The sequence below is a fragment of the Variovorax sp. GW823-FHT04B03 genome (assembly GCF_058796495.1).
Genome location: NZ_JBXAIT010000001.1, coordinates 647435 through 671405 on the forward strand (window position 1 = coordinate 647435; position 23971 = coordinate 671405).

Here is a 23971-nt window from a genome sequence, read left to right on the forward strand (position 1 = left end):
ATTTACTGGAATGCGTGGATTTTCCACACTGCATGCACTTCTTCAACACCCCTCAAAGGAAATTCCATGACCTCCATTCAAGACAACATCCAGGGCAAGGTCGCCATCGTCACCGGTGCCAGCAGCGGCCTGGGCGAATCGACGGCGCGCCACCTGGCCGCGCGCGGCGCCAGGGTGGTGCTCGCGGCCCGCCGCACCGACCGGCTCGATCAGGTCGTCGCCGAGATCCGCGAGGCCGGCGGCGACGCCATCGCCGTGGCCACCGACGTGGCGAAGCGCGCCGACCTGGAAAAGCTCGCTGCCGCCACCGTCGAGGCCTTCGGCCGCATCGACGTGCTGGTCAACAACGCGGGCGTGATGCCGCTGTCGCCGCTGGACAAACTCAAGGTCGACGAGTGGGACCGCACCATCGACGTCAACATCAAGGGCGTGCTCTACGGCATCGCCGCCGTGCTGCCGCGCATGCAGGCGCAGGGCAGCGGCCACATCGTGAACGTCGCGTCGATCGCCGGGCTGAAGGTGTTCACGCCCATCGGCACCGTCTACAGCGCCACCAAGCACGCGGTGCGGGCCATCTCCGAAGGCCTGCGCGTGGAGGTGGGCAACAGCGGTGTGCGAGTGACCATCGTGTCGCCCGGCGCCGTGGACTCCGAGCTGAAGTTCGGCAGCAGCGACGCCGAGAGTGCCGCCGGGGTGAAGGCTTTCTACGACGCCAACCAGATTCCGGCCGACTCGGTGGCACGCGCCATCGTCTACGCGGTGGAGCAGCCGGCGAACGTGGACATCAACGAGGTCGTGCTGCGGCCCGTGTCGCAGGAGTTCTGATCCCGCCGGGCAAGGGTGCGGCCCCCTGGCGGCCGCCCCTTGCTTTGGCTAACCTTGATTAACCTACCGCGGCCCAAGGTCATTTGCGGTCAAAAGTGCAAAGCCCCTGCAAAATAGAACGACCGTTCGTTTTATTCGGAGCTTTCACGATGTCTGCCACCGCCGTTCCCGCCAAGCCGGCCCGCGCCGCCCCCAAAGGCCAGCAGACCAAGGCCATCATCGTCGATGCCGCGTTGGCGCTGGCCGCGCAGATCGGGCTCGAGGGCCTGTCGATCGGCGCCGTGGCCGAAATCACCAAGATGAGCAAGTCGGGCGTGTTCGCCCACTTCGGCTCGCGCGAGGAACTGCAGATTTCGGTGGTGCGCGAATACCACGCGCGCTTCGAGCAGGAGGTGTTCTTCCCCGCCCTGCAGGCGCCCCGCGGCCTGCCGCGCCTGCGCGCCATGTTCGCCAACTGGATGAAGCGCACCTCGACCGAAATCGACTCGGGCTGCATCTACATCAGCGGCGCCTCCGAATTCGACGACCGCCCGGGCCCGGTGCGCGACGCGCTGGTCGAGTCGGTCAGCATCTGGCAGGCCGCCGTGCTGCGCGCCATCGTGCAATCGAAGACCGAAGGCCACCTGCGCGCCGACGCGGACGAGCGCCAGGTCGGGTTCGAGATCCACGGCCTGATCCTCGCGCTGCACTACGAAGCCCGCTTCCTGCAGGTGCCCGGCTCCATCGGCCGCGCCAACGTCGGCTTCGACAACATCCTCGCGCGCGCCGCCACGCCGGACGCGCCGCCTGCCTCCAATGCCGCCGAGTCCGCGCCCGCTGCGCGCGGCACGCGCCGGCTCAAGACCGTGCGCTGAGCGCCACGGTTGCCCGTTTCGTTTTTCCGCTTTCGTTTTTTCCAATCTATCTAGCTTCGACCAGGAGAGTCCCGGATGCCTACCTACAACCCCCCCGTGCGTGACATGCAGTTCGTGCTGCACGAAGTGCTCAACGTCGCCGAGGAACTCAAGGCACTGCCGGCGCACGCCGAGACCGATGCCGACACCATCAACGCGGTGATCGAAGAGGCCGGCAAGTTCGCCGCCGAAGTCACCTTCCCGCTGAACATCAGCGGCGACGAAGAAGGCTGCGTGCTCGACAAGGCCACGTACGAAGTGAAGACGCCCACGGGCTTCAAGGACGCCTACGCCAAATACGTCGAAGGCGGCTGGCCTGCACTGTCGTGCGACCCGGCCTTCGGCGGCCAGGGCCTGCCGTTCGTGGTGAACCAGTGCCTGTTCGAAATGCTCAACAGCGCCAACCAGGCCTGGACCATGTACCCGGGCCTCTCGCACGGCGCCTACGAGGCACTGGCCGCGCACGGCACCGACGACCAGAAGAAGACCTACCTGCCCAAGCTCACGAGCGGCGAGTGGACCGGCACCATGTGCCTGACCGAACCCCATTGCGGCACCGACCTGGGCCTCTTGCGCACCAAGGCCGAGCCGCAGGCGGACGGCACCTACCGCATCACCGGCAGCAAGATCTTCATCTCGGCCGGCGAGCACGACATGACGAGCAACATCATTCACCTGGTGTTGGCTCGCCTGCCGGACGCGCCCAAGGGCAGCAAGGGCATCAGCCTGTTCGTGGTGCCGAAGTTCCACGTCAAGGCCGACGGCTCGCTGGGCGAGCGCAACCCGATCTTCTGCGCCGGCCTGGAGCACAAGATGGGCATCCACGGCAACGCCACCGCGCAGATCGTGATCGAAGGCGCCACCGGCACGCTGGTGGGCGAGCCCAACAAGGGCCTGGCCGCCATGTTCGTGATGATGAACGCCGCACGCCTGGGCGTGGGCAACCAGTCGCTGGGCCTGACCGAAGTGGCCTACCAGAACGCGCTGGCCTACGCCAAGGACCGCATCCAGATGCGTTCGCTGTCGGGCGTGAAGGCCAAGGACAAGGAAGCCGATCCCATCATCGTGCACCCCGACGTGCGCAAGATGCTGCTCACGGCCAAGGCCTACGCCGAAGGCGGCCGCGCGCTGCAGATCTTCTGCACGCTGCTGCTCGACAAGGAGCACAACCACCCCGACGAGAAGGTGCGCAAGGACAGCGGCGAGCTGGTCGCGCTGCTCACGCCCATCGTCAAGGCCTTCATCACCGACAACGGCCACATCGCGACCAATTCGTGCATGCAGGTCTTCGGCGGCCACGGCTTCATCAAGGAATGGGGCATGGAGCAGTTCGTGCGCGACAACCGCATCAACATGATCTATGAAGGCACCAACACCATCCAGTCGCTGGACCTGCTGGGCCGCAAGATCCTGGGCAACAACGGCGCGTCGCTGAAGAAGTTCGGCAAGCTCGTCGCCAAGCTGGTGGAAGAAGAAGGCGTGAACGAGAAGATGGCCGAGTTCATCAACCCGATCGCGATGCTGGGCGACCAGCTCACCAAGTTCACCACCGAGATCGGCTTCAAGGGCTTCCAGAACCCCGACGAAGTGGGCGCCGCCGCCGTCGACTACCTGCGCGTGGCCGGCCACTTCGTGTTCGGCTACCTGTTCGCCCGCATGGCGCAAGTGGCCCTGCGCGAAATCGCCGCCGGCAACAACGATCCGTTCTATGTCGCCAAGCTGCAGACCGCGCGCTTCTACTTCGCCAAGCTGTTCCCCGAGACCGCGATGCTGATGCGCACCGCGCGCGCCGGCAGCAAGGTGTTGATGGACACCGACGCAGCACTCGCTTAAGCGACGCACACAGCCTTTCTTCATCGACCCACCGGGAGCCCGCTCATGAAAGCAACGCTTGCAGCCGTCTTGTTCACCGTCACCGCCGTCTCGGCCATGGCCCAGAGCACGCCGGTGGGCCTGTGGCGCAATGTCGACGACAAGACCGGCGAGGCCAAGGCCGAGATCCGCATCGCCGACGCCAACGGCGCGCTGCTCGGGCGCATCGAGAAGTCGTTGAAGAAAGACACCAAGCCCGACGCCACCTGCGACGAATGCGCCGACGACCGCAAGGGCAAGCCCATCGCGGGCCTGGAGATCATCCGTGGCGGCAAGAAGGCCGAGGGCAAGGACGTCTGGGAAGGCGGGAAGATCCTCGACCCCGAGAACGGCAAGGAATACCGCGCGAGCTTCACGCCGATCGACGGCGGCAAGAAGCTGGAAGTGCGCGGCTACCTCGGCCCCTTCTGGCGCACCCAAACCTGGAACCGTGTGCAGTAAGTGCGCAACGGAGGCCATGTGACATGAGCGTCTCATCTGGAAAGTTGATCGGTGGCCTTGCCCTCGTGGCGGTTGCTGCTGGTGCGGCCGCTGTCATCTTCTTTCTTGGGATATTCGCAACTGTCCCCATTGCTACCGGGTACAGAGGCGCCTCGGCGACATTCCCGTGGTGGGTCGGTTTCGGTTGGGCGATCTGCGGTCTGTTTGGTTTGGGAGGACTGGTTCTCCTTGCGAACTCACTGGCAGCAGACGAATCGCCACCGACATCAGGTGCCGAATCGGACTCGGCATAGCGCGTCATCGATGCAGCGGAGATTCCCTTTTGTTCTTGATAGCTTGACCCACTCCCGTGCTGCTCACTTCGTGTAGCAGCCTCCCCTCAAGGGGCAAGACCAGCGGCCTGGCCAAACCGGTTCCGCGGTGTTCCCCGAACTGATTCATAACTTCGAAACTCAGCCATGTCCCGATTTCAAGTGAAGAAGGTCGCCGTGCTCGGCGCCGGCGTGATGGGCGCGCAGATTGCCGCCCACCTCGTCAACGTGCGCGTGCCTGTCGTGCTGTTCGACCTGGCCGCCAAGGAAGGCCCGAAGAACGGCATCGTCACGCGCGCCATCGACAACCTCAAGAAGCTCAAGCCCGCGCCCCTGGGCGACGTGGCCGACGCGGGCCTGATCGAGCAGGCCAACTACGAGGACGACCTCGCCAAGCTCGGCGAATGCGACCTCATCATCGAAGCCATTGCAGAGCGCATGGACTGGAAGCTCGATCTGTACAAGAAGATCGCGCCGCACGTGGCCAAGCATTCGATCCTGGCCTCGAACACCTCGGGCCTGTCGATCACCAAGCTCAGCGAAGCGCTGCCTGAAGCCCTGAAGCCGCGCTTTTGCGGCATTCACTTCTTCAACCCGCCGCGCTACATGTTCCTGGTGGAGCTGATCAACACGCCCACCACGCAGCCGCAGGTGCTCGACGACCTCGAGGCCTTCGTCACCAGCACGCTCGGCAAGGGCGTGGTGCGCGCGCACGACACGCCCAACTTCATCGCCAACCGCGTCGGCATCGCCGGCATGCTGGCCACGCTGAAGGAAGTCGAGAAGTTCGGCCTCACGCCCGACGTGGTGGACGACCTCACCGGCAAGAAGCTGGGCCGCGCGAGCTCGGGCACCTTCCGCACCGCCGACGTGGTGGGCCTGGACACCATGGCCCACGTCGTGAAGACGCTGCAGGACAACCTGAACGCCGAGACCGATCCGTTCTACGCCAACTTCGCGACGCCCCCCGTGCTCGCCAAGCTGCTGGAGCTGGGCAACCTGGGCCAGAAGACCAAGGCCGGTTTCTTCAAGAAGGCCGGCCGCGACATCCTGCGCTTCGACCTGAAGAGCGGCGAGTACGTGCCCGCCGGCGCCAAGGCCGACGAGGTGTACGGCCGCATGCTCAAGAAGCCCGCGGGCGAACGCCTGAAGCTGCTGCGCGAGAGCGAAGGACCGCAGGGCCAGTTCCTCTGGGCGATCCTGCGCGACGGTTTCCACTATGCCGCCGTGCACCTGGCCGACATCGCCGAGAGCGCGCGCGACATCGACTTCGCGATGCGCTGGGGCTTCGGCATGAAGCAGGGCCCGTTCGAGCTGTGGCAGGAAGCCGGCTGGGCGCAGGTCGCCAAGTGGGTGCAGGAAGACATCGACGCGGGCAAGGCGCTGAGCACCGCACCGCTGCCGAAGTGGGTCTTCGAAGGCCCAGTCGCACAAGCCGGCGGCGTGCACACGCCTGAAGGCTCGTGGAGCGCGTCGCAGAACAAGTTCGTGCCGCAGCGCAAGCTGCCGGTGCACGACCGCCAGCTGTTCCCCGAGAGCGTGCTCGGCGCGAACGCGGCCGATGCCAACACGGCCGGCACGACGATCAGCGACGAAGGCGATGTGCGCGTGTGGACGCTCGACGGCGAGGTGCTCATCGCGAGCATCCAGTCGAAGATGCACGCCATCAGCCCCGACGTGGCCGAGGCACTCGGTGCCGCGGTCGACCTGGCCGAAGCCGAATACAAGGGCCTGGTGATCTGGTCACCCGACGAGGTGTTCTCGGTCGGCGCTGACCTGCAGGCGATGCTGCCGGCCTTCGTGGTCGCGGGCATCGGCGCGGTCGAAGGCGCGGAGGAAGAGCTGCAGAACGTCATGCTCAAGATCCGCTATGCCAACGTGCCGGTGATCTCCGCCGTGCGCGGCATGGCGCTGGGCGGCGGCTGCGAGCTGGCCATCCACTCGGCCAAGCGCGTCGTCGCGATGGAAAGCTACATCGGCCTGGTCGAAGTCGGCGTGGGCCTGATCCCCGGCGCGGGCGGCCTGACCTACATCGCACGCCGTGCGGCCGAGAACGCATCGGCTTCGACGGGCACCGACCTGCTGCCCTTCCTCACCGAAGGCTTCACCGCCGCGGCGATGGCCAAGGTCGGCACCGGCGCGCTCGACTCGAAGAAGCTGGGCTACCTGCTCGACAGCGACGTGATCGTGCCGAACAAGGACGAGCTGCTCTACGTGGCACTGCAGCAGGCCAAGGCGATGGCCGACGCCGGCTACCGCCCGCCGCTGCGCCGCACCTTCCGCGTGGCGGGCCGCAGCGGCGCCGCGACGATCAAGGGCCAGCTGGTGAACATGCGCGACGGCGGCTTCATCAGCGCGCACGACTTCCACATTGCCAGCCTGATCGCGAACGTGGTCACCGGCGGCGACGTGGACGCGGGCTCGCTCGTGACCGAGGAATACCTGATGACGCTGGAGCGCAAGGCGTTCTGCTCGCTCATCGTGCACCCCAAGACGCAGGAACGCATCATGGGCATGCTCAGCACCGGCAAGCCCGTGCGCAACTAAGGACAGATTTCATGAGCAAGCAAGTACAAGACGCCTACATCGTCTCCGCCACCCGCACGCCCATCGGCAAGTCGCACCGCGGCTACTTCCGCAACTACCGTCCCGACGACCTGCTCGCGACCACGCTGAAGGCAGCACTCGCGGCAGTTCCCGGCCTCGACCCCAAGGCCATCGAAGACATCATCTGCGGCTGCGCGATTCCCGAATCGCAGCAGGGCCTGAACGTCGCGCGCATCGGCGCGGTGCTGGCGGGCCTGCCCACCAGCATCGGCGGCATCACCGTGAACCGCTTCTGCGCCTCGGGCCTGTCGGCCGTGCAGATGGCGGCGGACCGCATCCGCGTCGGCGAGGCCGACGTGATGATCGCGGCCGGCGTCGAGAGCATGAGCATGGTGCCGATGATGGGCAACTCGCCCTCGCTGTCGCCCTCCATCTTCGAGCGAGAAGGCGACGTGGGCATCGCCTACGGCATGGGCCTCACGGCCGAGAAGGTCGCGCAGCAGTGGAAGGTGAGCCGCGAGGCGCAGGACGCGTTCGCGCTGGCCTCGCACCAGAAGGCACTGGCCGCGCAGGCCGCCGGCAAGTTCGCCGACGAGATCACGCCGATCGAAGTGACCGACCGCACGCCGAACCTCGAGACCGGCGAGTCGATCGCCAAGACCCGCACCGTGAGCCTGGACGAAGGCGCGCGCCCCGACACCAGCATCGAGGGCCTGGCCAAGCTGCGCACCGTGTTCGCCGCGCGCGGCACGGTGACGGCCGGCAACAGCTCGCAGACCTCCGACGGCGCGGGCGCGCTGATCCTGGCGAGCGAAAAGGCCATCAAGCAGTACGGCCTCACGCCGCTCGCACGCTTCGTGAGCTTCGCCAGCAAGGGCGTGCCGCCGCACATCATGGGCATCGGCCCGATTGAGGCGATTCCGGCCGCGCTGCGCTATGCGGGCCTGAAGCACGAAGACATCGACTGGTTCGAGCTCAACGAAGCCTTCGCCGCGCAATCGCTCGCGGTGATGAACACGCTGGGGCTCGATCCGTCGAAGGTCAACCCGATGGGCGGCGCCATCGCACTGGGCCACCCGCTGGGCGCAACCGGCGCGATCCGCGCGGCCACCGTGGTGCACGCGCTGCGCCGCGAGAAGCTGAAGTACGGCATGGTCACGATGTGCGTGGGCATGGGACAAGGCGCCGCAGGCATCTTCGAAAGGGTTTGAGCTAACCCCCAGTCTTCGCGCACTTCGTGTCGCTTCGCCAACCCCCTTGCAGGGGGCGACACCAGCGGCCCGGCAAAGCCGGTTCCGCGGTGTCTCGCGAAGGGATCGTGTCTGTATTGAGGAGAAGGGCATGCAACAGCAGGTTCTGCCGGTCGACGCCGGCGCCCACGTGGCGGTGCGCCGCTACGACCCCGCCGGCGCCCCGCGCGCCAGCATCGTCATCGGCGGTGCGATGGGCGTGCGCCAGTCGTTCTACGAGCCCTTCGCGCACTGGCTCGCGGGGCAGGGCCTGCGGGTCTGGACCTTCGACTACCGCGGCAGCGGCGACTCGCTCGGCGATGCGCCGCTGCGTGGTTTCCAGGCCGACCTGTTCGACTGGGCGCGCGACTACGAGGCGGTGATCGACGCCGCCAAGGCCACGCTGCCCGACGAACCTCTGTACCTGCTGGGCCACAGCCTCGGCGCGCAGCTGCCGGGGTTCCTGCAGCGGCCCGGGCAGGTCGACGGCCTCGTGAGCATCGCGGCCGGCAGCGGCTACTGGCGCGAGAACGCGCCGAAGCTGCGGCGCAGCATCCTGTATTTCTGGTTCGTGCTGGTGCCGCTGGCGACGCGCCTGTGGGGCTACTTCCCGGGCCGCAAGCTGAAGAAGGTCGGCGACCTGCCGCGCGGCGTGATCCTGCAATGGCGCCGCTGGTGCCTGAACCCGCGCTACAGCGTGGGTGCCGAGGGCGAGCCCGCGTTGCAAAGCTACGGGCGCGTGCGCTTCCCGGTGCTCGCGCTCTCGATGACCGACGACGAACTGATGACGCATGCGGGCACGCGCAGCCTCGTGAGTTTTTATGCAGGCGCGCCGAGCGCGGTCGAGCGCATCGCGCCGGCCGACGTGCAGGCGCGGCGCATCGGCCACTTCGGCTTCTTCCGCGAGCAGTTCAGTCAGAGCCTGTGGCCGAGCACGCTCGACAAGCTGCACCGGCTCGCCGCACTGACCGCGCCTGCGGCAGTGCAGCACGCCAACGTCCCGCACACGACTGCGTGACGTCATCCTCCGCAGGCACACTGGCGATCACCATGAGCAGCACGACCCCACACCCCCTCGACAAAGCCCTGGCCCTGCACCACAGCGACATCCGCGTGGGGCACTTCACGGGCACCACGAGTCCCGACTACTGGAACATGGTCGGCCCGTTCGGCGGCACCACCGCGGCGCTGGCGTTGCAGGCGGTGCTCAAGCACCCCGACCTGCTCGGCACGCCCATCGCGCTGACCGTCAACTACGCGGCCGCGCTCGGCGAGGGTGCGTTCGACATCCAGGCCACCGCCGTGCGCACCAACCGTTCGACGCAGCACTGGACGGTGACGATCACGCAGCCCGGCGCCGACGGCACGGCGAACATGACGACCACCGCCACCGTGGTCACGGCCGCGCGCCGCGACACCTGGAGCCAGGCCGACCTCACCATGCCGGAGGCGCCGAAGCCCGAGGCGGTCGATCGCATCCGTATCGGCCCGTCGGGCGTGGCCTGGCTCGAGCAGTACGAGATGCGTCCCTTCAGCGGCGGCATTCCCGCCAAGTGGGACGGCAGCCTGCAGCACAGCGAAACGCGCCTGTGGGTGCGCGACGCGCAGGCGCGCCCGCTCGACTTCGCCTCGCTCGCCGCATTGAGCGACGTGTTCTACCCGCGCGTGTGGCTGCGCCGCGCCACGCACGTGCCCGCGGGCACGGTGTCGATCACCACCTACTTCCATGTCGGCGCCGCCGAGCTGGCCGAGGTCGGCACGGGCTACCTGCTGGGCTGCGCGGCGGGGCAGCAGTTCTTCAACGGCTTCTTCGACCAGAAGGCGCAGCTGTGGAGCGAGAAGGGCGCGTTGCTCGCCACCTCGAACCAGATCGTCTACTACAAGGAATGACGCGATGACGCTCACCAAGGCCGCTCTCATCGTCGGCGCGGGCGATGCCACTGGCGGCGCCATCGCCCGCCGCTTCGCGCGCGAGGGCTACGCCACCTGCGTCACGCGGCGCAGCCTCGACAAGCTGCAGCCGCTGGTGGCGCAGATCGAGGCCGACGGCGGCCGGGCCCACGCCTTCGCCTGCGATGCACGCAAGGAAGAGGAAGTGGTGGCGCTCATCGAGCAGATCGAATCGACCGTCGGGCCGATCGAGGTGATGGTGTTCAACATCGGCGCGAACGTGCCGGAAAGCATCCTCACCGAAACCGCGCGCAAGTACTTCAAGGTGTGGGAGATGGCCTGCTTCTCGGGCTTCCTCAACGGCCGCGAAGTGGCCAAGCGCATGGTGGCGCGCGAGATGCCGGCAGGCGGCCACCGCGGCACGATCATCTTCACCGGCGCGACGGCCTCGCTGCGAGGCGCCGCCAATTTCGGTGCCTTCTCGGGCGCCAAGATGGCCCTGCGCGCGTTGGCCCAATCGATGGCGCGCGAGCTGGGGCCGCAGGGCATCCACGTCGCGCACGTCGTGGTCGACGGCGCCATCGACACCGAGTTCATCCGCAGCAACTTCCCCGAGCGCTATGCGCTGAAGGACAGCGACGGCATCCTGAACCCGGACCACATCGCCGACAGCTACTGGATGCTGCATGCGCAGCCGCGCGATGCGTGGACGCACGAGCTGGACCTGCGCCCCTGGTCCGAGAAGTTCTGACCGGCGCCGCGCTTCGCGTCGCGACGCACAGCCCCAAGGAGACGACACCCATGACGAAATCCGTCGCGTTCTATTTCGACGTCGGCAGCCCCGCCGCCTACCTGGCCGCCACGCAGCTGCCGCACGTGTGCGCCGACACCGGCGCCGAGCTGGTCTGGAAGCCCATGCTGCTGGGCGGCGTGTTCCAGGCCACGGGCAACCATTCGCCCGCCGAGATCAAGGCCAAGGGCCCGTACCTCACGACCGACCTGCAGCGCTTCGCCAGGCGCTACGGCGTGCCCTTCGTGCACAACCCGCACTTCCCGATCAACACGCTGCTGCTGATGCGCGGCGCCACCGGCGTGCAGATGAAGATGCCCGAACGCTTCGGTGCCTACATCGACGCGGTGTTCCATGCGATGTGGGTCGAGCCGAAGAACCTGAACGACCCCGCGACCGTCGGCGCCGTCTTGCAAAATGCAGGCTTCGACGCTGCGGGCCTGCTCGCGCTGGCCGGCGCGCAGGAAGTGAAAGACCGCCTCAAGGCGGTCACGCAGGAGGCGGTGGAGCGCGGCGTGTTCGGCGCCCCCACCATGTTCGTCGGCGACCAGATGTTCTGGGGCCAGGACCGCCTCGATTTCGTCCGCGAAGCCATCGACGCTTGAGCGCGTCGCCCCCGTTTTACCTACCCAAGGATCTTTCCATGAGCGACATCCTCGTCCACACCGAAGCCGGCGTGATGACCATCACCTTCAACCGCGTCGACAAGAAGAACTCGATCACCAGCAGCATGTACGCCGCGCTGGCCGACGCTCTCGCCACGGCCGAGAGCGAAGCCGCCGTGCGCTGCGTGCTGATCCAGGGCGACCCGACGATCTTCAGCGCCGGCAACGACATCGGCGACTTCCTCAACGGCCCGGCCTCCACGCAGGAGTCGCCGGTGTTCCGCTTCCTGCGCGGCATCGCCACCTTCCCCAAGCCCATCGTCGCCGCCGTGTGCGGCCCGGCCGTGGGCATCGGCACCACGATGCTGTTCCACTGCGACCTCGTCTACGCAGGCGACAACGCGGCCTTCTCGATGCCCTTCGTCAACCTGGGTCTGTGCCCCGAGGCCGCATCGAGCCTGCTGGTGCCGCAGATGCTGGGCTACCACCGCGCCGCTGAAGCCCTGCTGCTGGGCGAGCCCTTCATGGCCGAGGCCGCGCTCGAAGTGGGCCTGGTCAACCGCGTGGTGCCGCCGACCGAAGCCAACGGCATCGCGCAGACGCAGGCGCGCAAGCTCGCGGCCAAGCCGCTGAGCGCGCTGATCGAGACCAAGCGCCTGCTGAAGAAGGCGCAGATGCCCGCCGTGCTCGAGCGCATGGGCGAAGAGGGCGCGAGCTTCGGCCGCATGCTGCGCGAGCCGGCCGCGAAGGAGGCTTTCGGTGCCTTCATGGAAAAGCGCAAGCCCGATTTCTCGAAGGTCTAAGCCTTCCGTGGACTTGCCTGCGGACGGTGCCTGCGTACACTGTTTCTCGTGCCTGCTCCAGACGTCAACCCGCCCACAGCGCCCGCCACGCGGGCGATGCGTGCTACTGAAAAAGTAGCACTCGAGCCGACGCGCCGGCATGCTTTGGGCTTACTCGCGGGCACGCTCGCGGCGCCCTCGCTGGTGCTGGCGCGCGTGCGGCCGTTGCGCATCGGGGTCATCGGCTCGTGGTCGGGGCCTTATGCGGGCGGCGGGCGCCAGTTCGACGCCGGCATGGCGGTCTGGCTGGCCGACCACAAGCAGCAGATCGCGGGCCGGCCGGTCGAGCTGCTGCGCCGCGACGTGCCCGGCAGCGCGCCCGAACAGGCGCGGCGCCAGGCGCAGGACCTCATCGAGAGCGAGCGCGTCGACCTGCTCACGGGGCTGGACTTCAGCTCCAACGCCTACGCCGTCGGCACCGTCGCCACGCAGGCGCGCGTGCCGACCGTGATCATGAACGCTGCCTCCTCGGGCATCCCCGGGCGCTCGCCGTTCATGGTGCGGGTGTCGTTCACCATCGCGCAGGTCACGGCGCCGCTGGCGCGCTGGGCGCTGCAGCAGGGGCTGCGCGACGTGTGCACGGTGGTGGCCGACTACGCCTCGGGCGTGGACGCCGAAAGCGCCTTCGTCTCCGGCATCACCGCGGGCGGCGGCCGCGTGGGCGCGATGCTGCGCGTGCCGCTGAACACGCTCGACTACTCGGCCTACATGCTGCGCCTGCGCGAGCTCAAGCCGCAGGCCGTGTTCTTCTTCCTGCCCTCGGGCCAGATGCCGGCCATCTTCCTGAAGTTCTGGCGCGATCGCGGCATGGCCGACACCGGCATCCGCCTGCTCGCCACGGGCGACGCCACCGACGACCACTACCTGGACGGCATCGGCGAACTGGCCGAGGGGCTGGTCACCAGCCACCACTATTCCTTCGCCCACGAGTCGCCGGCCAACCGGCGCTTTGCAGGCGCCTTCGAGACCGAGTACGGCAGCCACCTGCGCCCGGGCTACTTCGCCGTGGCAGCGCACGACGGTCTCGCGGCCATCGACGCCGCGCTGAGCGCGCCGGGCGCGCGCGGCGGCAAGGCGGGCGCCGAGCGGCTGGTGGATGCGTTCCGCGGCCTGCGGCTGGACAGCCCGCGCGGGCCGGTCGAGATCGACGCCCACACGCGCGACGTGGTGCAGTCGGTCTACATCCGCCGCGTGGAGCGGCGCGACGCGCGCTGGATCAACCGCGAGTTCGAGTGCTTCGAGCGCGTGCGCGACGCCGGCATGGGCGTCGCCTGAAGGCGGCTCAGGCCGCCGGCTGTTCGATGGGGCGCGGACGGCCGTTGTCGTCTATCGCCACGTAGGTGAAGGTGGCCTGCGTCACCTTGATGTACTCGCCCTGCGCCCGGAAGCGCTCGGCGAACACCTCGACCGTCACCGTGATGGAGGTGCGACCCACGCGCACCAGCTTCGAATAGAACGAGAGGATGTCGCCCAGCCGCACCGGCTGCTTGAAGATGAACTCGTTGACCGCCACCGTCGCCTGGCGGCCCTTGGCGTAGCGCGCCGGGATCACCGAGCCGGCCAGGTCGCACTGCGCCATGACCCAGCCGCCGAAGATGTCGCCGTTGGCGTTGCAGTCGGCCGGCATCGGGATGACCTTGAGCACCAGCTCCATGTCGGTGGGCAGGCTCTTGAGGGCGGCGGCGGCGGCCGCTGCGGCGGAAGCGGCACTGGAAGGGGAGGACATGGGCACAATCTGAAGCAACAACAACACCCACGATTGTCCCCCATGCGCCGAAGCGGCGAAGCCCTTTCCTCCTCTCCCCATGCGCCCGGCGGCCACCCGCCCGCGCGCTCCGACCGTTCCGACTGGGCGACCCTGCGCCGCCTGTTTCCCTACCTCTGGCAGTACAAGTGGCGGGTGATCGCCGCGCTCGGCTTCATGATCGCGGCCAAGGTGGCGAACGTGGGCGTGCCGGTGCTGCTCAAGAACCTCGTCGACACGATGACGCCCAAGCCCGACATGGCGCAGGCGCTGCTCGTCGTGCCGATGGCGCTGCTGGTGGCCTACGGGCTGCTGCGCTTTTCGACATCGCTCTTCAACGAGCTGCGCGAGCTGATCTTCGCCAAGGCCACCGAGGGCGCGGCGCGCAGCATCGCGCTGCAGGTGTTCGGCCACCTGCATGCGCTGAGCCTGCGCTTTCACCTGGAGCGCCAGACCGGCGGCATGACGCGCGACATCGAGCGCGGCACGCGCGGCGTGCATTCGCTCATCTCGATGTCGCTGTACAGCATCGTGCCGACCATCATCGAGCTGGCGCTGGTGCTCACCATATTGGGCGTGAAGTTCGACGCGCTGTTCGTGTGGATCACCGGCGTGGCGCTGGTGCTGTACATCACCTTCACCGTGACGGTGACCGAGTGGCGCACGCAGTTCCGCAAGACCATGAACGAGCTCGACTCGATGGCCCAGAGCCGTGCGGTCGATTCGCTGCTGAACTACGAAACGGTCAAGTACTTCAACAACGAAGACTTCGAGGCGAAGCGCTACGACGCCAGCCTCGACCGCTACCGCAAGGCCGCCATCAAGAGCCAGCGCACGCTGAGCATGCTCAACACCGGCCAGCAGCTGCTGATTGCCGTGAGCCTGGTGCTGATGCTGTGGCGCGCCACCTCGGGCGTGGTCGAAGGGCGCATGACGCTGGGCGACCTGGTGATGGTCAACGCCTTCATGATCCAGCTCTACATTCCGCTCAACTTTTTGGGCGTGATCTACCGCGAGATCAAGCAGAGCCTGACCGACCTGGACAAGATGTTCGTGCTGATGGAGAAGGAGCGCGAGGTGCGCGACGCGCCCGGCGCGCAGCCGCTGGCGGGCGCCGACTCGACCGTCCGCTTCGAGGACGTGAGCTTCGCCTACGAGCCCGATCGCCCGATCCTCAAGCACGTGAGCTTCGAGATTCCTTCCGGCAAGACGGTGGCCGTGGTCGGCCCGTCGGGCTCGGGCAAGTCCACACTAGCGCGGCTCTTGTATCGCTTCTACGACGTGCAGCAAGGCCGCATCACCATCGGCGGTGAAGACATCCGCGCCGTGCAGCAGTCCAGCGTGCGCCGCGCCATCGGCATCGTGCCGCAGGACACGGTGCTGTTCAACGACACGGTCGAATACAACATCGCCTACGGCCGCCCCGGCGCCACGCGCGACGAGGTCGAAGGCGCGGCGCGCGCTGCGCGCATCCACGACTTCATCTCGGCCACGCCCAAGGGCTACGAGACGACGGTGGGCGAGCGCGGCCTGAAGCTCTCGGGCGGAGAAAAGCAGCGCGTGGCCATCGCGCGCACGCTGCTGAAGAACCCGCCGATCGTGATCTTCGACGAGGCCACCTCGGCACTCGACTCGGCCAACGAACGCGCCATCCAGTCCGAGCTGCGCAGCGCCGCGCAGGGCAAGACCACGCTCGTCATCGCGCACCGCCTCTCGACCGTGGTCGAGGCGCACGAGATCCTGGTCCTCGAATCGGGCGTGATCGTCGAGCGCGGCACGCACGCCGATCTGCTGGCCCAACAGGGCCGCTACGCGCAGATGTGGGCTTTGCAGAAGAGCGAAGCAGTGCCGATGCTCTAGCCCGATCATTCATCCCTTCTTTCTTTTCACCGACCCCAGGAGTTCAGACGTGTCGACCAAGATTCCCCTGCTGGTGCTCAACAGCCTCTCGAGCGCCCACCAGGCCCAGATTGCCGAGGTCTACGACATGACCTACGCCTTCGGCGACGCGCAGCGCGCCGCCGCCATCGCCGAGCACGGCGCCAAGTTCCGCGCGGTGCTGACCATCGGCGTCATCGGCCTCACGCCCGCCGAGATCGACGCCATGCCGGCGCTCGAACTGGTCTGCTGCATGGGCGCGGGCTACGAAGGCGTGCCGCTCGAGGTCACGCGCGCACGCGGCATCGCCACCGCCAACGGCGCGGGCACCAACGACGACTGCGTGGCCGACCACGCCTTCGGCCTGCTGATCAGCATCGTGCGCGAGTTCCGCACGCTCGACCGGCTGTGCCGCGAAGGCGTGTGGCGTGAAGCCATTCCGCAGCCGCCGAACGTGTCGGGCAAGAAGCTCGGCATCCTGGGGCTGGGCACCATCGGCCAGAAGATCGCCAAGCGCGCCGCCGCCTTCGACATGGACATCGGCTATCACAACCGCAAGCCGCGCGAAGGTGCCACGCACCGCTACTTCGATGATCTGAAGTCGCTCGCCACCTGGGCCGACTTCCTGGTGCTGGCCGCGCCGGGCGGGCCGGCCACGAAGCACCTGGTCAACGCCGAGGTGCTCGATGCGCTGGGGCCGCAGGGCTACCTCGTGAGCATCGGCCGCGGCAGCGTGGTCGACACCGAGGCGCTGGCGAAGGCGCTGCGCGAGCGCCGCATCGCGGGCGCGGGCCTGGACGTGTACGAGAGCGAGCCCAAGCGCCCCGAGCCGCTCATCGGCCTGGACAACGTGCTGCTCACGCCGCACATGGCGGGCTGGTCGCCCGAGGCCACGCAGAAGTCGGTGGACCACTTCCTCGCGAATGCCGAAGGGCACTTCGCGGGGCGCGGCGTGCTCACGCCGATCTGATCAGAACCGATCAGGAGAGGGCCGGCGGGCGCCGCGCCGACCAGCCGCAGGCCTGGTCGTAGGCATGGCCCAGCCGCAGCACGTCGAGGTCGGCATGGATCGGCCCGGCCAGCTGCAGGCCCATCGGCAGCCCGCCGTCGCCGAAGCCCGCGCGCACGTTGAGGGTGGGCAGGCCCGCCAGCGTGAAGGGCGTGACGATCTCCATCCAGCGGTGGTAGGTGTCGCTCTTCACGCCGTTCACCTCGGCCGGCCAGTGCAGCTCGGCATCGAAGGGGAACACCTGCGCGGTCGGCGCGACCACGAAGTCGAAGCGCTCGAAGAGCTTCAGGAACGCGCGGTACACGTTCGATCGGTAGTGCGAGGCCTGGTACAGCGAGGCGGCGTCCAGGTGCCGGCTTTGTTCGATCTCCCATTGCGCCTCGGGCTTGAGCTGCGCGAACAGCTTCGGGTCGCTCAGGTAGGCGCCGAGCTTGCCGCCCACCAGCAGCTGGCGCAGGCGCAGCCAGGCGCTCCAGTTGTGCTCGCGCGGCACGTCCAGCGTGCAGGTCTCGACCTCGCAGCCGATGGTGCGGAAGGTGTCGAGCGCCTGCTCGCCGAGTTCGCGCACGCCCGGCGTCAGCGGCAGTTCGGGCCAGAGGCTGCCGAGCCAGCCGATGCGCAGGCCGCGGCCGTCGCCGTCCAGCTGCAGGTCGTCGGGCGAGGGCAGGGCGTGCGGCGACGACAGCGGCACGCGCGTGTCGAAACCCGCCTGCACGGCCAGCAGCCGGGCCGTATCTTCCACGGTGCGGCCCATCGGGCCCTCGCAGCCCAGCTGCTGGAAGAAGAGTTCCTGCTCCGGGTCGCCGGGCACGCGGCCGCGCGAGGGGCGCAGGCCGATCACGTTGTTGAAGGCGGCGGGGTTGCGCAGCGATCCCATCATGTCGCTGCCGTCGGCCACGGGCAGCATGCCCAGGGCCAGCGCCACGGCCGCGCCGCCGCTGCTGCCGCCCGCGCTGCGATCGGGCGCGTAGGCGTTGCGCGTGATGCCGAACACCGTGTTGTAGGTGTGCGAGCCGAGCCCGAACTCGGGCGTGTTGGTCTTGCCGATGACGATGGCGCCCGCCGCGCGCATGCGCGCCACATGCAGGCTGTCGCTGCGCGCGGGCGAGCGCGGCGACAGCGGCGAGCCCATCGAGGTCGGCAGGCCGGCGGCGTGGCTCAGGTCTTTCACGGCCAGCGGAAAGCCGTGCATCCAGCCGCGCCGTTCGCCGCGCGCCAGCTCGGCGTCGCGTTCGTCGGCCTCGGCCAGCAGCTGGGCGGGGTCGCGCAGGGAGACGATGGCGTTGAACCGCGGGTTGAGCGCGTCGATGCGGGCGAGCGACGCCTGCATCACCTCGCGGCAGGACACGTCGCGGGCCGCGATCTTGCGCGAAAGTTCGGTGGCGCTGAGGTCAGGCAGGTCGTCGAAAGGCATGGCGCATGCGGGAAAAGGAGGGGGCGCCCAGTATGGCGCGGCGCTCGCATAATCGCCGCGTATGGAAACAAAGTGGCTCGAAGACTTCATCAGCTTGGCGGAAACCCGCAGCTTCAGCCGCTCGGCCCAGTTGAGGCACGTGACGCAGCCGGCGTTCTCGCGGCGCATCCAGGCGCTCGAGGGATGGGCCGGCACCGACCTGGTCGACCGCAGCTCCTACCCCACGCGCCTCACGCCCGCGGGCCAGACGCTCTACAGCCAGGCCATCGAGATGCTGCAGTCGCTGCAGAGCACGCGCGCCATGCTGCGCGGGCACTCGGCCGCCGGCCAGGACGTGATCGAGATCGCCGTGCCGCACACGCTGGCCTTCACCTTCTTTCCTTCGTGGGTCACCAGCCTGCGCGAGCACTTCGGGCCCATCAAGAGCCGGCTCATCGCGCTCAACGTGCATGACGCGGTGCTGCGGCTGGTCGAGGGCAGCTGCGACCTGCTGATCGCCTACCACCACCCCTCGCAGCCGCTGCAGCTGGACGCCACCAAGTACGAGATGGTCAGCCTGGGCGAAGAAACCGTCGCCCCCTGGGTCAAGGCCGATGCCGAGGGCGCGCCGCGCTACCGGCTGCCGGGCCGCCCGGGCCAGCCGCTGCCCTACCTGGGCTATGCGCCGGGCGCCTACCTCGGGCGCGTGGTCGACCAGTTGCTGAAAGAGTCGGGCACGGCCATCCACCTGGACCGCGTCTACGAGACCGACATGGCCGAAGGCCTGAAGGTGATGGCGCTCGAAGGCCACGGCATCGCCTTCCTGCCGCAAAGCGCGGTGCGCAAGGAGATCAAGGCGCGCAAGCTGGTGAGCGCGCTGCCGCCCGAGATCGACAGCCTCGAGGCCAAGATGGAAATCCGTGCCTACCGCGAGCGGCCCACCGCGCCGGTCCCGGTGAAGGGCGGCGCCGGCCGCTCGGCGGCCCGGGCCGGGCTGTCCGAAAGCCTGCAGCCCAAGCGCACGGCCGACGCCCTGTGGTCCTACCTGGTCGGGACCCAGCCGCCGCAATGAGCGGGCGAGTGTGAATGGTTGTGGATTTGTGCGCTGCACAATCTATAAGCACCACGCATACGACCCCCCGCAATCAGCATTGGCGGCCCGGCCACGGCGCCACTACAGTCGCGGCAGTTTTTTTCGGCCGTTGCACGCCGGGGATCGCCGGTCGCTGCTTGCGCCACGCACAGCCGCCCGAATGCCGGGCACAAAGGCTGCTTAGTGAAAGTCGGACAATGCGAAATGTCTGGATTGCACCAGGCTGGCGCCCCGATGGGCGCGGCCGGTGCGAGGCGGGCGGCGATGCCCGTGGAATGCACCGGGTTGGTCCGGGTATCCCGCAAAATGCGAGTGTCTAGAATTTCGTTCTATTTGTTTCAGTCACCCTCAGGAGCTTTTCGTATGAAAAAACAAGTATTGGCATTGGCTGTCGCAGCGCTCGCCACCAGCGGCGCCTTTGCACAGGCCAATGACACCCTGGCCAAGATCAAGGCCTCGGGCACCATCACCGAAGGCGTGCGTGAGTCCTCCGGCCTTTCGTACACGCTCGGCAATGGCCAGTACACCGGCTTCCACTACGACGTCTGCGCCAACATCATCAAGGACCTGGAAAAGGCCGCCGGCAAGAAGCTCGAAGTCAAGTACCAGCCCGTGACTTCGCAGAACCGCATCCCCCTCGTGCAGAACGGCACCGTGGACATCGAGTGCGGCTCGACCACCAACAACGCCACCCGCCAGAAGGACGTGGCTTTCGGCGTGACCACCTACGTCGAAGAAACCAAGATCGTCGTCAAGGCCAACTCGGGCATCAACTCGCTGGCCGACCTGAAGGACAAGACGGTTGCCACCACCACCGGCACCACGCCGCTGCAGACCGTGCGTAAGCAAAAGCGCGCCGAGAACCTGACCTTCAAGGAGGTCTACGGCAAGGACCACTCCGACAGCTTCCTGCTGCTGGAAACCGGCCGTGCAGACGCCTTCGTGATGGACGGCTCGATCCTGGCCGCGCTGGCTGCCAAGTCGAAGTCGCCCAAGGACTACAAGATCCTGAACGACGTGCTGGCCGTGGAACCCATCGCCATCATGATCCGCAAGGACGATCCGGCCTTCAAGAAGGCCGTGGACGACAGCATCAAGGCACAGGCCAAGTCGGGCGAACTCGCCAAGCTGTATGACAAGTGGTTCCTCAAGCCGATTCCCCCGGCCAACGTGACCATCAACCTGCCGCTCGGCGAAGCCACCAAGAACGCGTGGGCCAACCCGAACGACAAGCCCGCCGAAGAGTACGTCACCAAGGAATAAGCGCGCGTCGCTGCGTGAATGGACGCCCACCTTTCACGGTGGGCGTTTCTTTTCAAGGGACGGTTTTTCGAAAAGAAGCTGAAGGAGTAAACACACATGGGAAACTGGGATTGGCAGGTCTTCCTGCAAGACCCCGGGGGGGAATATCCGAGCTACCTGCAATGGATGCTCTCGGCCTGGGGCTGGACGGTGTCGGTCGCGCTGCTGGCGCTGATCGTCGCGCTGGTGCTCGGCTCGCTGATCGGCATCATCCGCACGCTGCCCGACAGTCCGTGGCTGGTGCGCTTCGGCAATGCATGGGTGGAGCTCTTTCGCAACATCCCGCTGCTGGTGCAGATCTTCCTCTGGTACCACGTGATTCCGGCGCTCATCCCCGTGATGAAGGGTGTGCCGAGCTTCATCCTCGTGGTGCTGGCACTGGGCTTCTTCACCTCGGCGCGTATCGCCGAGCAGGTGCGCTCCGGCATCCAGGCGCTGCCCAAGGGCCAGCGCTACGCGGGCATGGCGGTGGGCTTCACCACGCCGCAGTACTACCGCTACGTGATCCTGCCGATGGCGTATCGCATCATCATCCCGCCGCTCACGAGCGAGACGATGAACATCTTCAAGAACTCGTCCGTCGCGTTCGCCGTGTCGGTCACCGAGCTCACCATGTTCGCCATGCAGGCGCAGGAAGAAACCTCGCGCGGCATCGAGGTCTACCTGGCGGTGACGGCGTGCTACGTGGTGTCGGCCCTGGCCATCAACCGGCTCATGGCGTTCATCGAGAAGAAGACCCGCGTGCCGGGCTTCATCGTCTCGGCCAGCGCTGGCGGCGGAGGACACTGACATGATGAATCTCGACCTGTCCTTCTACAACTGGGACGTCATCAGCAACTTCGTCATCAAGGGCTTCTACTTCAGCATCATGCTGACGGTGGTGGCCACCATTGGTGGCGTGATCTTCGGCACGATCCTGGCGCTCATGCGCCTGTCGGGCAAGAAGTGGCTCGATGCGCCCGCGGCCCTGTACGTCAACGGCATGCGAAGCATCCCGCTGGTGATGGTGATCCTGTGGTTCTTCCTGCTGGTGCCGGCGTCGTTCTATTCGCTGTTCGGTTCGCTCGGCTCGAACTACCGCTCCGAGATTTCGGCGGTGATCACCTTCGTCGCGTTCGAAGCGGCCTACTTCAGCGAGATCATGCGCGCGGGCATCCAGTCGATCCCGCGCGGCCAGGTGAACGCGGGCCAGGCGGTGGGCATGACCTACGGCCAGAACATGCGCCTCGTGGTGCTGCCGCAGGCCTTCCGCAACATGCTGCCGGTGCTGCTCACGCAGACCATCATCCTGTTCCAGGACACCTCGCTGGTCTACGCCATCGGCGCCTACGACATGCTCAAGGGCTTTGAAACGGCCGGCAAGAACTTCGGCCGTCCGATCGAGGCCTACCTGCTGGCGGCGGTCGTGTACTTCGCCATGTGCTACGCCCTTTCCTGGCTGGTGAAACGCCTGCACAAGAAAATCGCCATCATTCGCTGATTGAGTGGCTGAACTGAACCGGAGAGAAACAAATGTCCGAAAAAATGATTGAAATCAAGAACGTCTCCAAGTGGTACGGCCCGGTGCAGGTGCTCAACGACTGCTCGGTGAACATCTCCAAGGGCGACGTGGTGGTGGTGTGCGGCCCGTCGGGTTCCGGCAAGTCCACGCTCATCAAGACCGTGAACGCGCTCGAGCCCTTCCAGAAGGGCGAGATCACCGTCAACGGCATTCCGCTGCACGACCCCAAGACCAACCTGCCCAAGCTGCGCTCCAAGGTCGGCATGGTGTTCCAGCACTTCGAGCTGTTCCCGCACCTGTCGGTGACCGAGAACCTCACGATCGCGCAGATCAAGGTGCTGGGCCGCACGCCCGACGAAGCCAAGACCCGCGGCCTGAAGATGCTCGACCGCGTGGGCCTCATGGCGCACAAGGACAAGTTCCCGGGCCAGCTGTCGGGCGGCCAGCAGCAGCGCGTGGCGATCGCCCGTGCGCTGAGCATGGACCCGATCGTGATGCTGTTCGACGAACCCACCTCGGCGCTCGACCCCGAGATGGTCGGCGAAGTGCTCGACGTGATGGTGAGCCTGGCCAAGGAAGGCATGACCATGATGGTGGTCACGCACGAAATGGCCTTCGCCCGCAAGGTCGCGAGCCGCGTGATCTTCATCGACGTGGGCGGCAAGATCCTCGAAGACTGCCCGAAGGACGAGTTCTTCAACCACCCGGAAAACCGTCAGCCGCGCACCAAGGACTTCCTGAACAAGATCCTGCAGCACTGATTCGCTGCCGCATCCAAACAAAAAAGCCACGCTGCCCGCAGCGTGGCTTTTTTCATGGGGCTTGGTTCAAGGCTCAGGGCAGCCGCGCGATGTGCTCCGTCAGCAGGTCGAAGAAGCCCTGCGCATCGCCGTCGATGATCCACTGCACATTGGCCGGCCGCTTCAGGCTGCCGTGCCAGTCGGCCACGGTCTGGCCGAAGCCCATGCCTTCGCGGCTGTCGATCTCGACGTGGATGCGGCGACCCTGGAACAGGTCCGGCCTCAGCAGGTAGGCCGTCACGGTGGCGTCGTGCACCGGGCCGCCGGGCATGCCGTAGTGGGCCATCTCCTGCGGCGCGTAGGCGTCGAGGATGTCGGCGACGATCGCGCCGGCGCGGTTGCCCAGCTGGCGCAGCCGCGCGATGCGCGCGTCGCTCGTGAGGATCTTGTGCGTCACGTCCAGCGGCAGCATGGTGATCGGCACGCCGCTCTTCAGCACCGCCTCGGCCGCATGCGGGTCGGCGAACACGTTGAACTCCGCCACCGGCGTGATGTTGCCGCCGTTGAAATGCGCGCCGGCCATGAGCACCAGCTCGCGCAGGCCACGCACGATGTCGGGCGCCTGTTCGAGCGCCAGCGCGAGGTTGGTCTGCGGGCCGAGCATGGCGAGCGTCACGCTGTGCTCGGGCGCGGCGCGCAGCGTGCGCACGAGGTAGTCGACGGCATGGCCCTCGGCCAGCGGCACGGCGGGGTCGTGCACGGTCACGCCCGTGAGGCCTTCACGGCCGTGGATGTTGGCGGCGTAGATCGGTGTGCGCTGCAGGGGCCGCTCGGCGCCCGCGTAGACCGCAAGCTCCAGCCGTCCGGCCCATTCGCAGGCCAGGCGCGCGTTGCGCGAGGTCTTGGCCAGGGGAACATTGCCCGCCACCGTGGTCAGCGCCTGAATCGCCAGCGATTCGGGCGCCGCCAGGGCGAACAGCAGCGCGATCACGTCGTCCGCGCCGGGGTCCGTGTCGATGATCAGGGTGTGCATGGCGACATTGTCATGCCGCCCCCGATCCACGGC

General features: G+C 67.3%; 22 protein-coding genes. 19 read left to right on the top strand and 3 right to left on the bottom strand.

What is annotated here, in order from left to right; all coding sequences use genetic code 11:
* The first annotated feature begins 66 nt into the window (after window positions 1-66).
* The 12 genes from AC1RAD_RS02850 to AC1RAD_RS02905 all read left to right on the top strand — a co-directional run bounded on the left by AC1RAD_RS02850 (window position 67) and on the right by AC1RAD_RS02905 (window position 13520).
* Complete coding sequence (locus AC1RAD_RS02850; protein ID WP_492733782.1) at window positions 67-825, top strand: SDR family oxidoreductase; 759 nt, start codon at window positions 67-69, stop codon at window positions 823-825.
* Between the two features lie 149 nt (window positions 826-974).
* On the top strand, window positions 975-1679 hold the full coding sequence (locus AC1RAD_RS02855; RefSeq protein ID WP_070060219.1) for a TetR/AcrR family transcriptional regulator: 705 nt from the start codon (window positions 975-977) through the stop codon (window positions 1677-1679).
* Window positions 1680-1754: 75 nt separating this feature from the next.
* The gene (locus AC1RAD_RS02860; RefSeq protein ID WP_492733784.1) at window positions 1755-3551 is read left to right on the top strand and encodes an acyl-CoA dehydrogenase C-terminal domain-containing protein; all 1797 of its coding nucleotides are present in this window, start codon (window positions 1755-1757) and stop codon (window positions 3549-3551) included.
* 45 nt (window positions 3552-3596) lie between these two features.
* Window positions 3597-4031, top strand: coding sequence for a DUF2147 domain-containing protein (locus AC1RAD_RS02865; protein ID WP_062471092.1), 435 nt, complete (start codon window positions 3597-3599; stop codon window positions 4029-4031).
* A gap of 458 nt (window positions 4032-4489) precedes the next feature.
* The gene (locus tag AC1RAD_RS02870; RefSeq protein ID WP_159278636.1) at window positions 4490-6889 is read left to right on the top strand and encodes a 3-hydroxyacyl-CoA dehydrogenase/enoyl-CoA hydratase family protein; all 2400 of its coding nucleotides are present in this window, start codon (window positions 4490-4492) and stop codon (window positions 6887-6889) included.
* Between the two features lie 11 nt (window positions 6890-6900).
* Window positions 6901-8100 carry an acetyl-CoA C-acyltransferase gene (locus AC1RAD_RS02875; RefSeq protein ID WP_062471086.1) on the top strand — a complete coding sequence of 400 codons (1200 nt, stop codon included), beginning with the start codon at window positions 6901-6903 and terminating at the stop codon, window positions 8098-8100.
* Window positions 8101-8230: 130 nt separating this feature from the next.
* Window positions 8231-9136 (top strand): alpha/beta hydrolase family protein, encoded by a 906-nt coding sequence (locus AC1RAD_RS02880; RefSeq protein WP_492733786.1) that lies wholly within the window; start codon window positions 8231-8233, stop codon window positions 9134-9136.
* A 32-nt stretch (window positions 9137-9168) separates the two neighbouring features.
* On the top strand, window positions 9169-10008 hold the full coding sequence (locus AC1RAD_RS02885) for an acyl-CoA thioesterase (protein WP_070060213.1): 840 nt from the start codon (window positions 9169-9171) through the stop codon (window positions 10006-10008).
* Window positions 10009-10012: 4 nt separating this feature from the next.
* On the top strand, window positions 10013-10759 hold the full coding sequence (locus tag AC1RAD_RS02890; protein WP_354346766.1) for an SDR family oxidoreductase: 747 nt from the start codon (window positions 10013-10015) through the stop codon (window positions 10757-10759).
* Window positions 10760-10809: 50 nt separating this feature from the next.
* Entirely contained in the window at window positions 10810-11403 is a 594-nt protein-coding gene (locus tag AC1RAD_RS02895) for a DsbA family protein (RefSeq protein ID WP_487848589.1), read from the top strand.
* A 38-nt stretch (window positions 11404-11441) separates the two neighbouring features.
* Window positions 11442-12206, top strand: coding sequence for an enoyl-CoA hydratase (locus AC1RAD_RS02900; protein ID WP_070060210.1), 765 nt, complete (start codon window positions 11442-11444; stop codon window positions 12204-12206).
* Between the two features lie 195 nt (window positions 12207-12401).
* Complete coding sequence (locus AC1RAD_RS02905) at window positions 12402-13520, top strand: ABC transporter substrate-binding protein (RefSeq protein WP_139701560.1); 1119 nt, start codon at window positions 12402-12404, stop codon at window positions 13518-13520.
* Window positions 13521-13527: 7 nt separating this feature from the next.
* Here AC1RAD_RS02905 and AC1RAD_RS02910 read toward each other — a convergent pair whose 3' ends face one another.
* Entirely contained in the window at window positions 13528-13971 is a 444-nt protein-coding gene (locus AC1RAD_RS02910; RefSeq protein WP_492733788.1) for an acyl-CoA thioesterase, read from the bottom strand.
* Between the two features lie 42 nt (window positions 13972-14013).
* Between AC1RAD_RS02910 and AC1RAD_RS02915 the strand changes: the two genes are divergently transcribed.
* Together AC1RAD_RS02915 and AC1RAD_RS02920 are read left to right on the top strand one after the other, a co-directional pair.
* Complete coding sequence (locus tag AC1RAD_RS02915) at window positions 14014-15849, top strand: ABCB family ABC transporter ATP-binding protein/permease (protein ID WP_492733790.1); 1836 nt, start codon at window positions 14014-14016, stop codon at window positions 15847-15849.
* A gap of 49 nt (window positions 15850-15898) precedes the next feature.
* The gene (locus tag AC1RAD_RS02920) at window positions 15899-16837 is read left to right on the top strand and encodes a 2-hydroxyacid dehydrogenase (protein WP_492733792.1); all 939 of its coding nucleotides are present in this window, start codon (window positions 15899-15901) and stop codon (window positions 16835-16837) included.
* 10 nt (window positions 16838-16847) lie between these two features.
* Here AC1RAD_RS02920 and AC1RAD_RS02925 read toward each other — a convergent pair whose 3' ends face one another.
* A complete protein-coding gene (locus AC1RAD_RS02925) occupies window positions 16848-18290 on the bottom strand; it encodes an amidase (RefSeq protein WP_492733794.1) in 1443 nt (480 codons plus the stop codon).
* Between the two features lie 61 nt (window positions 18291-18351).
* Between AC1RAD_RS02925 and AC1RAD_RS02930 the strand changes: the two genes are divergently transcribed.
* The 5 genes from AC1RAD_RS02930 (at window position 18352) to AC1RAD_RS02950 (ending at window position 22926) form a co-directional block, all read left to right on the top strand.
* Window positions 18352-19341, top strand: coding sequence for a LysR substrate-binding domain-containing protein (locus AC1RAD_RS02930; RefSeq protein ID WP_062471061.1), 990 nt, complete (start codon window positions 18352-18354; stop codon window positions 19339-19341).
* Between the two features lie 384 nt (window positions 19342-19725).
* A complete protein-coding gene (locus AC1RAD_RS02935) occupies window positions 19726-20625 on the top strand; it encodes an amino acid ABC transporter substrate-binding protein (protein WP_062471058.1) in 900 nt (299 codons plus the stop codon).
* Between the two features lie 96 nt (window positions 20626-20721).
* A complete protein-coding gene (locus AC1RAD_RS02940; protein ID WP_062471055.1) occupies window positions 20722-21453 on the top strand; it encodes an amino acid ABC transporter permease in 732 nt (243 codons plus the stop codon).
* 1 nt (window position 21454) lies between these two features.
* On the top strand, window positions 21455-22144 hold the full coding sequence (locus tag AC1RAD_RS02945; RefSeq protein WP_070060204.1) for an amino acid ABC transporter permease: 690 nt from the start codon (window positions 21455-21457) through the stop codon (window positions 22142-22144).
* Between the two features lie 44 nt (window positions 22145-22188).
* On the top strand, window positions 22189-22926 hold the full coding sequence (locus AC1RAD_RS02950; protein WP_056576214.1) for an amino acid ABC transporter ATP-binding protein: 738 nt from the start codon (window positions 22189-22191) through the stop codon (window positions 22924-22926).
* Window positions 22927-22999: 73 nt separating this feature from the next.
* On the opposite strand, the gene AC1RAD_RS02955 is transcribed toward AC1RAD_RS02950, so the two are convergent.
* Window positions 23000-23938: a nucleoside hydrolase gene (locus AC1RAD_RS02955; protein ID WP_492733796.1), complete on the bottom strand. Its 939-nt coding sequence runs from the start codon at window positions 23936-23938 to the stop codon at window positions 23000-23002.
* Window positions 23939-23971 lie beyond the last annotated feature (33 nt).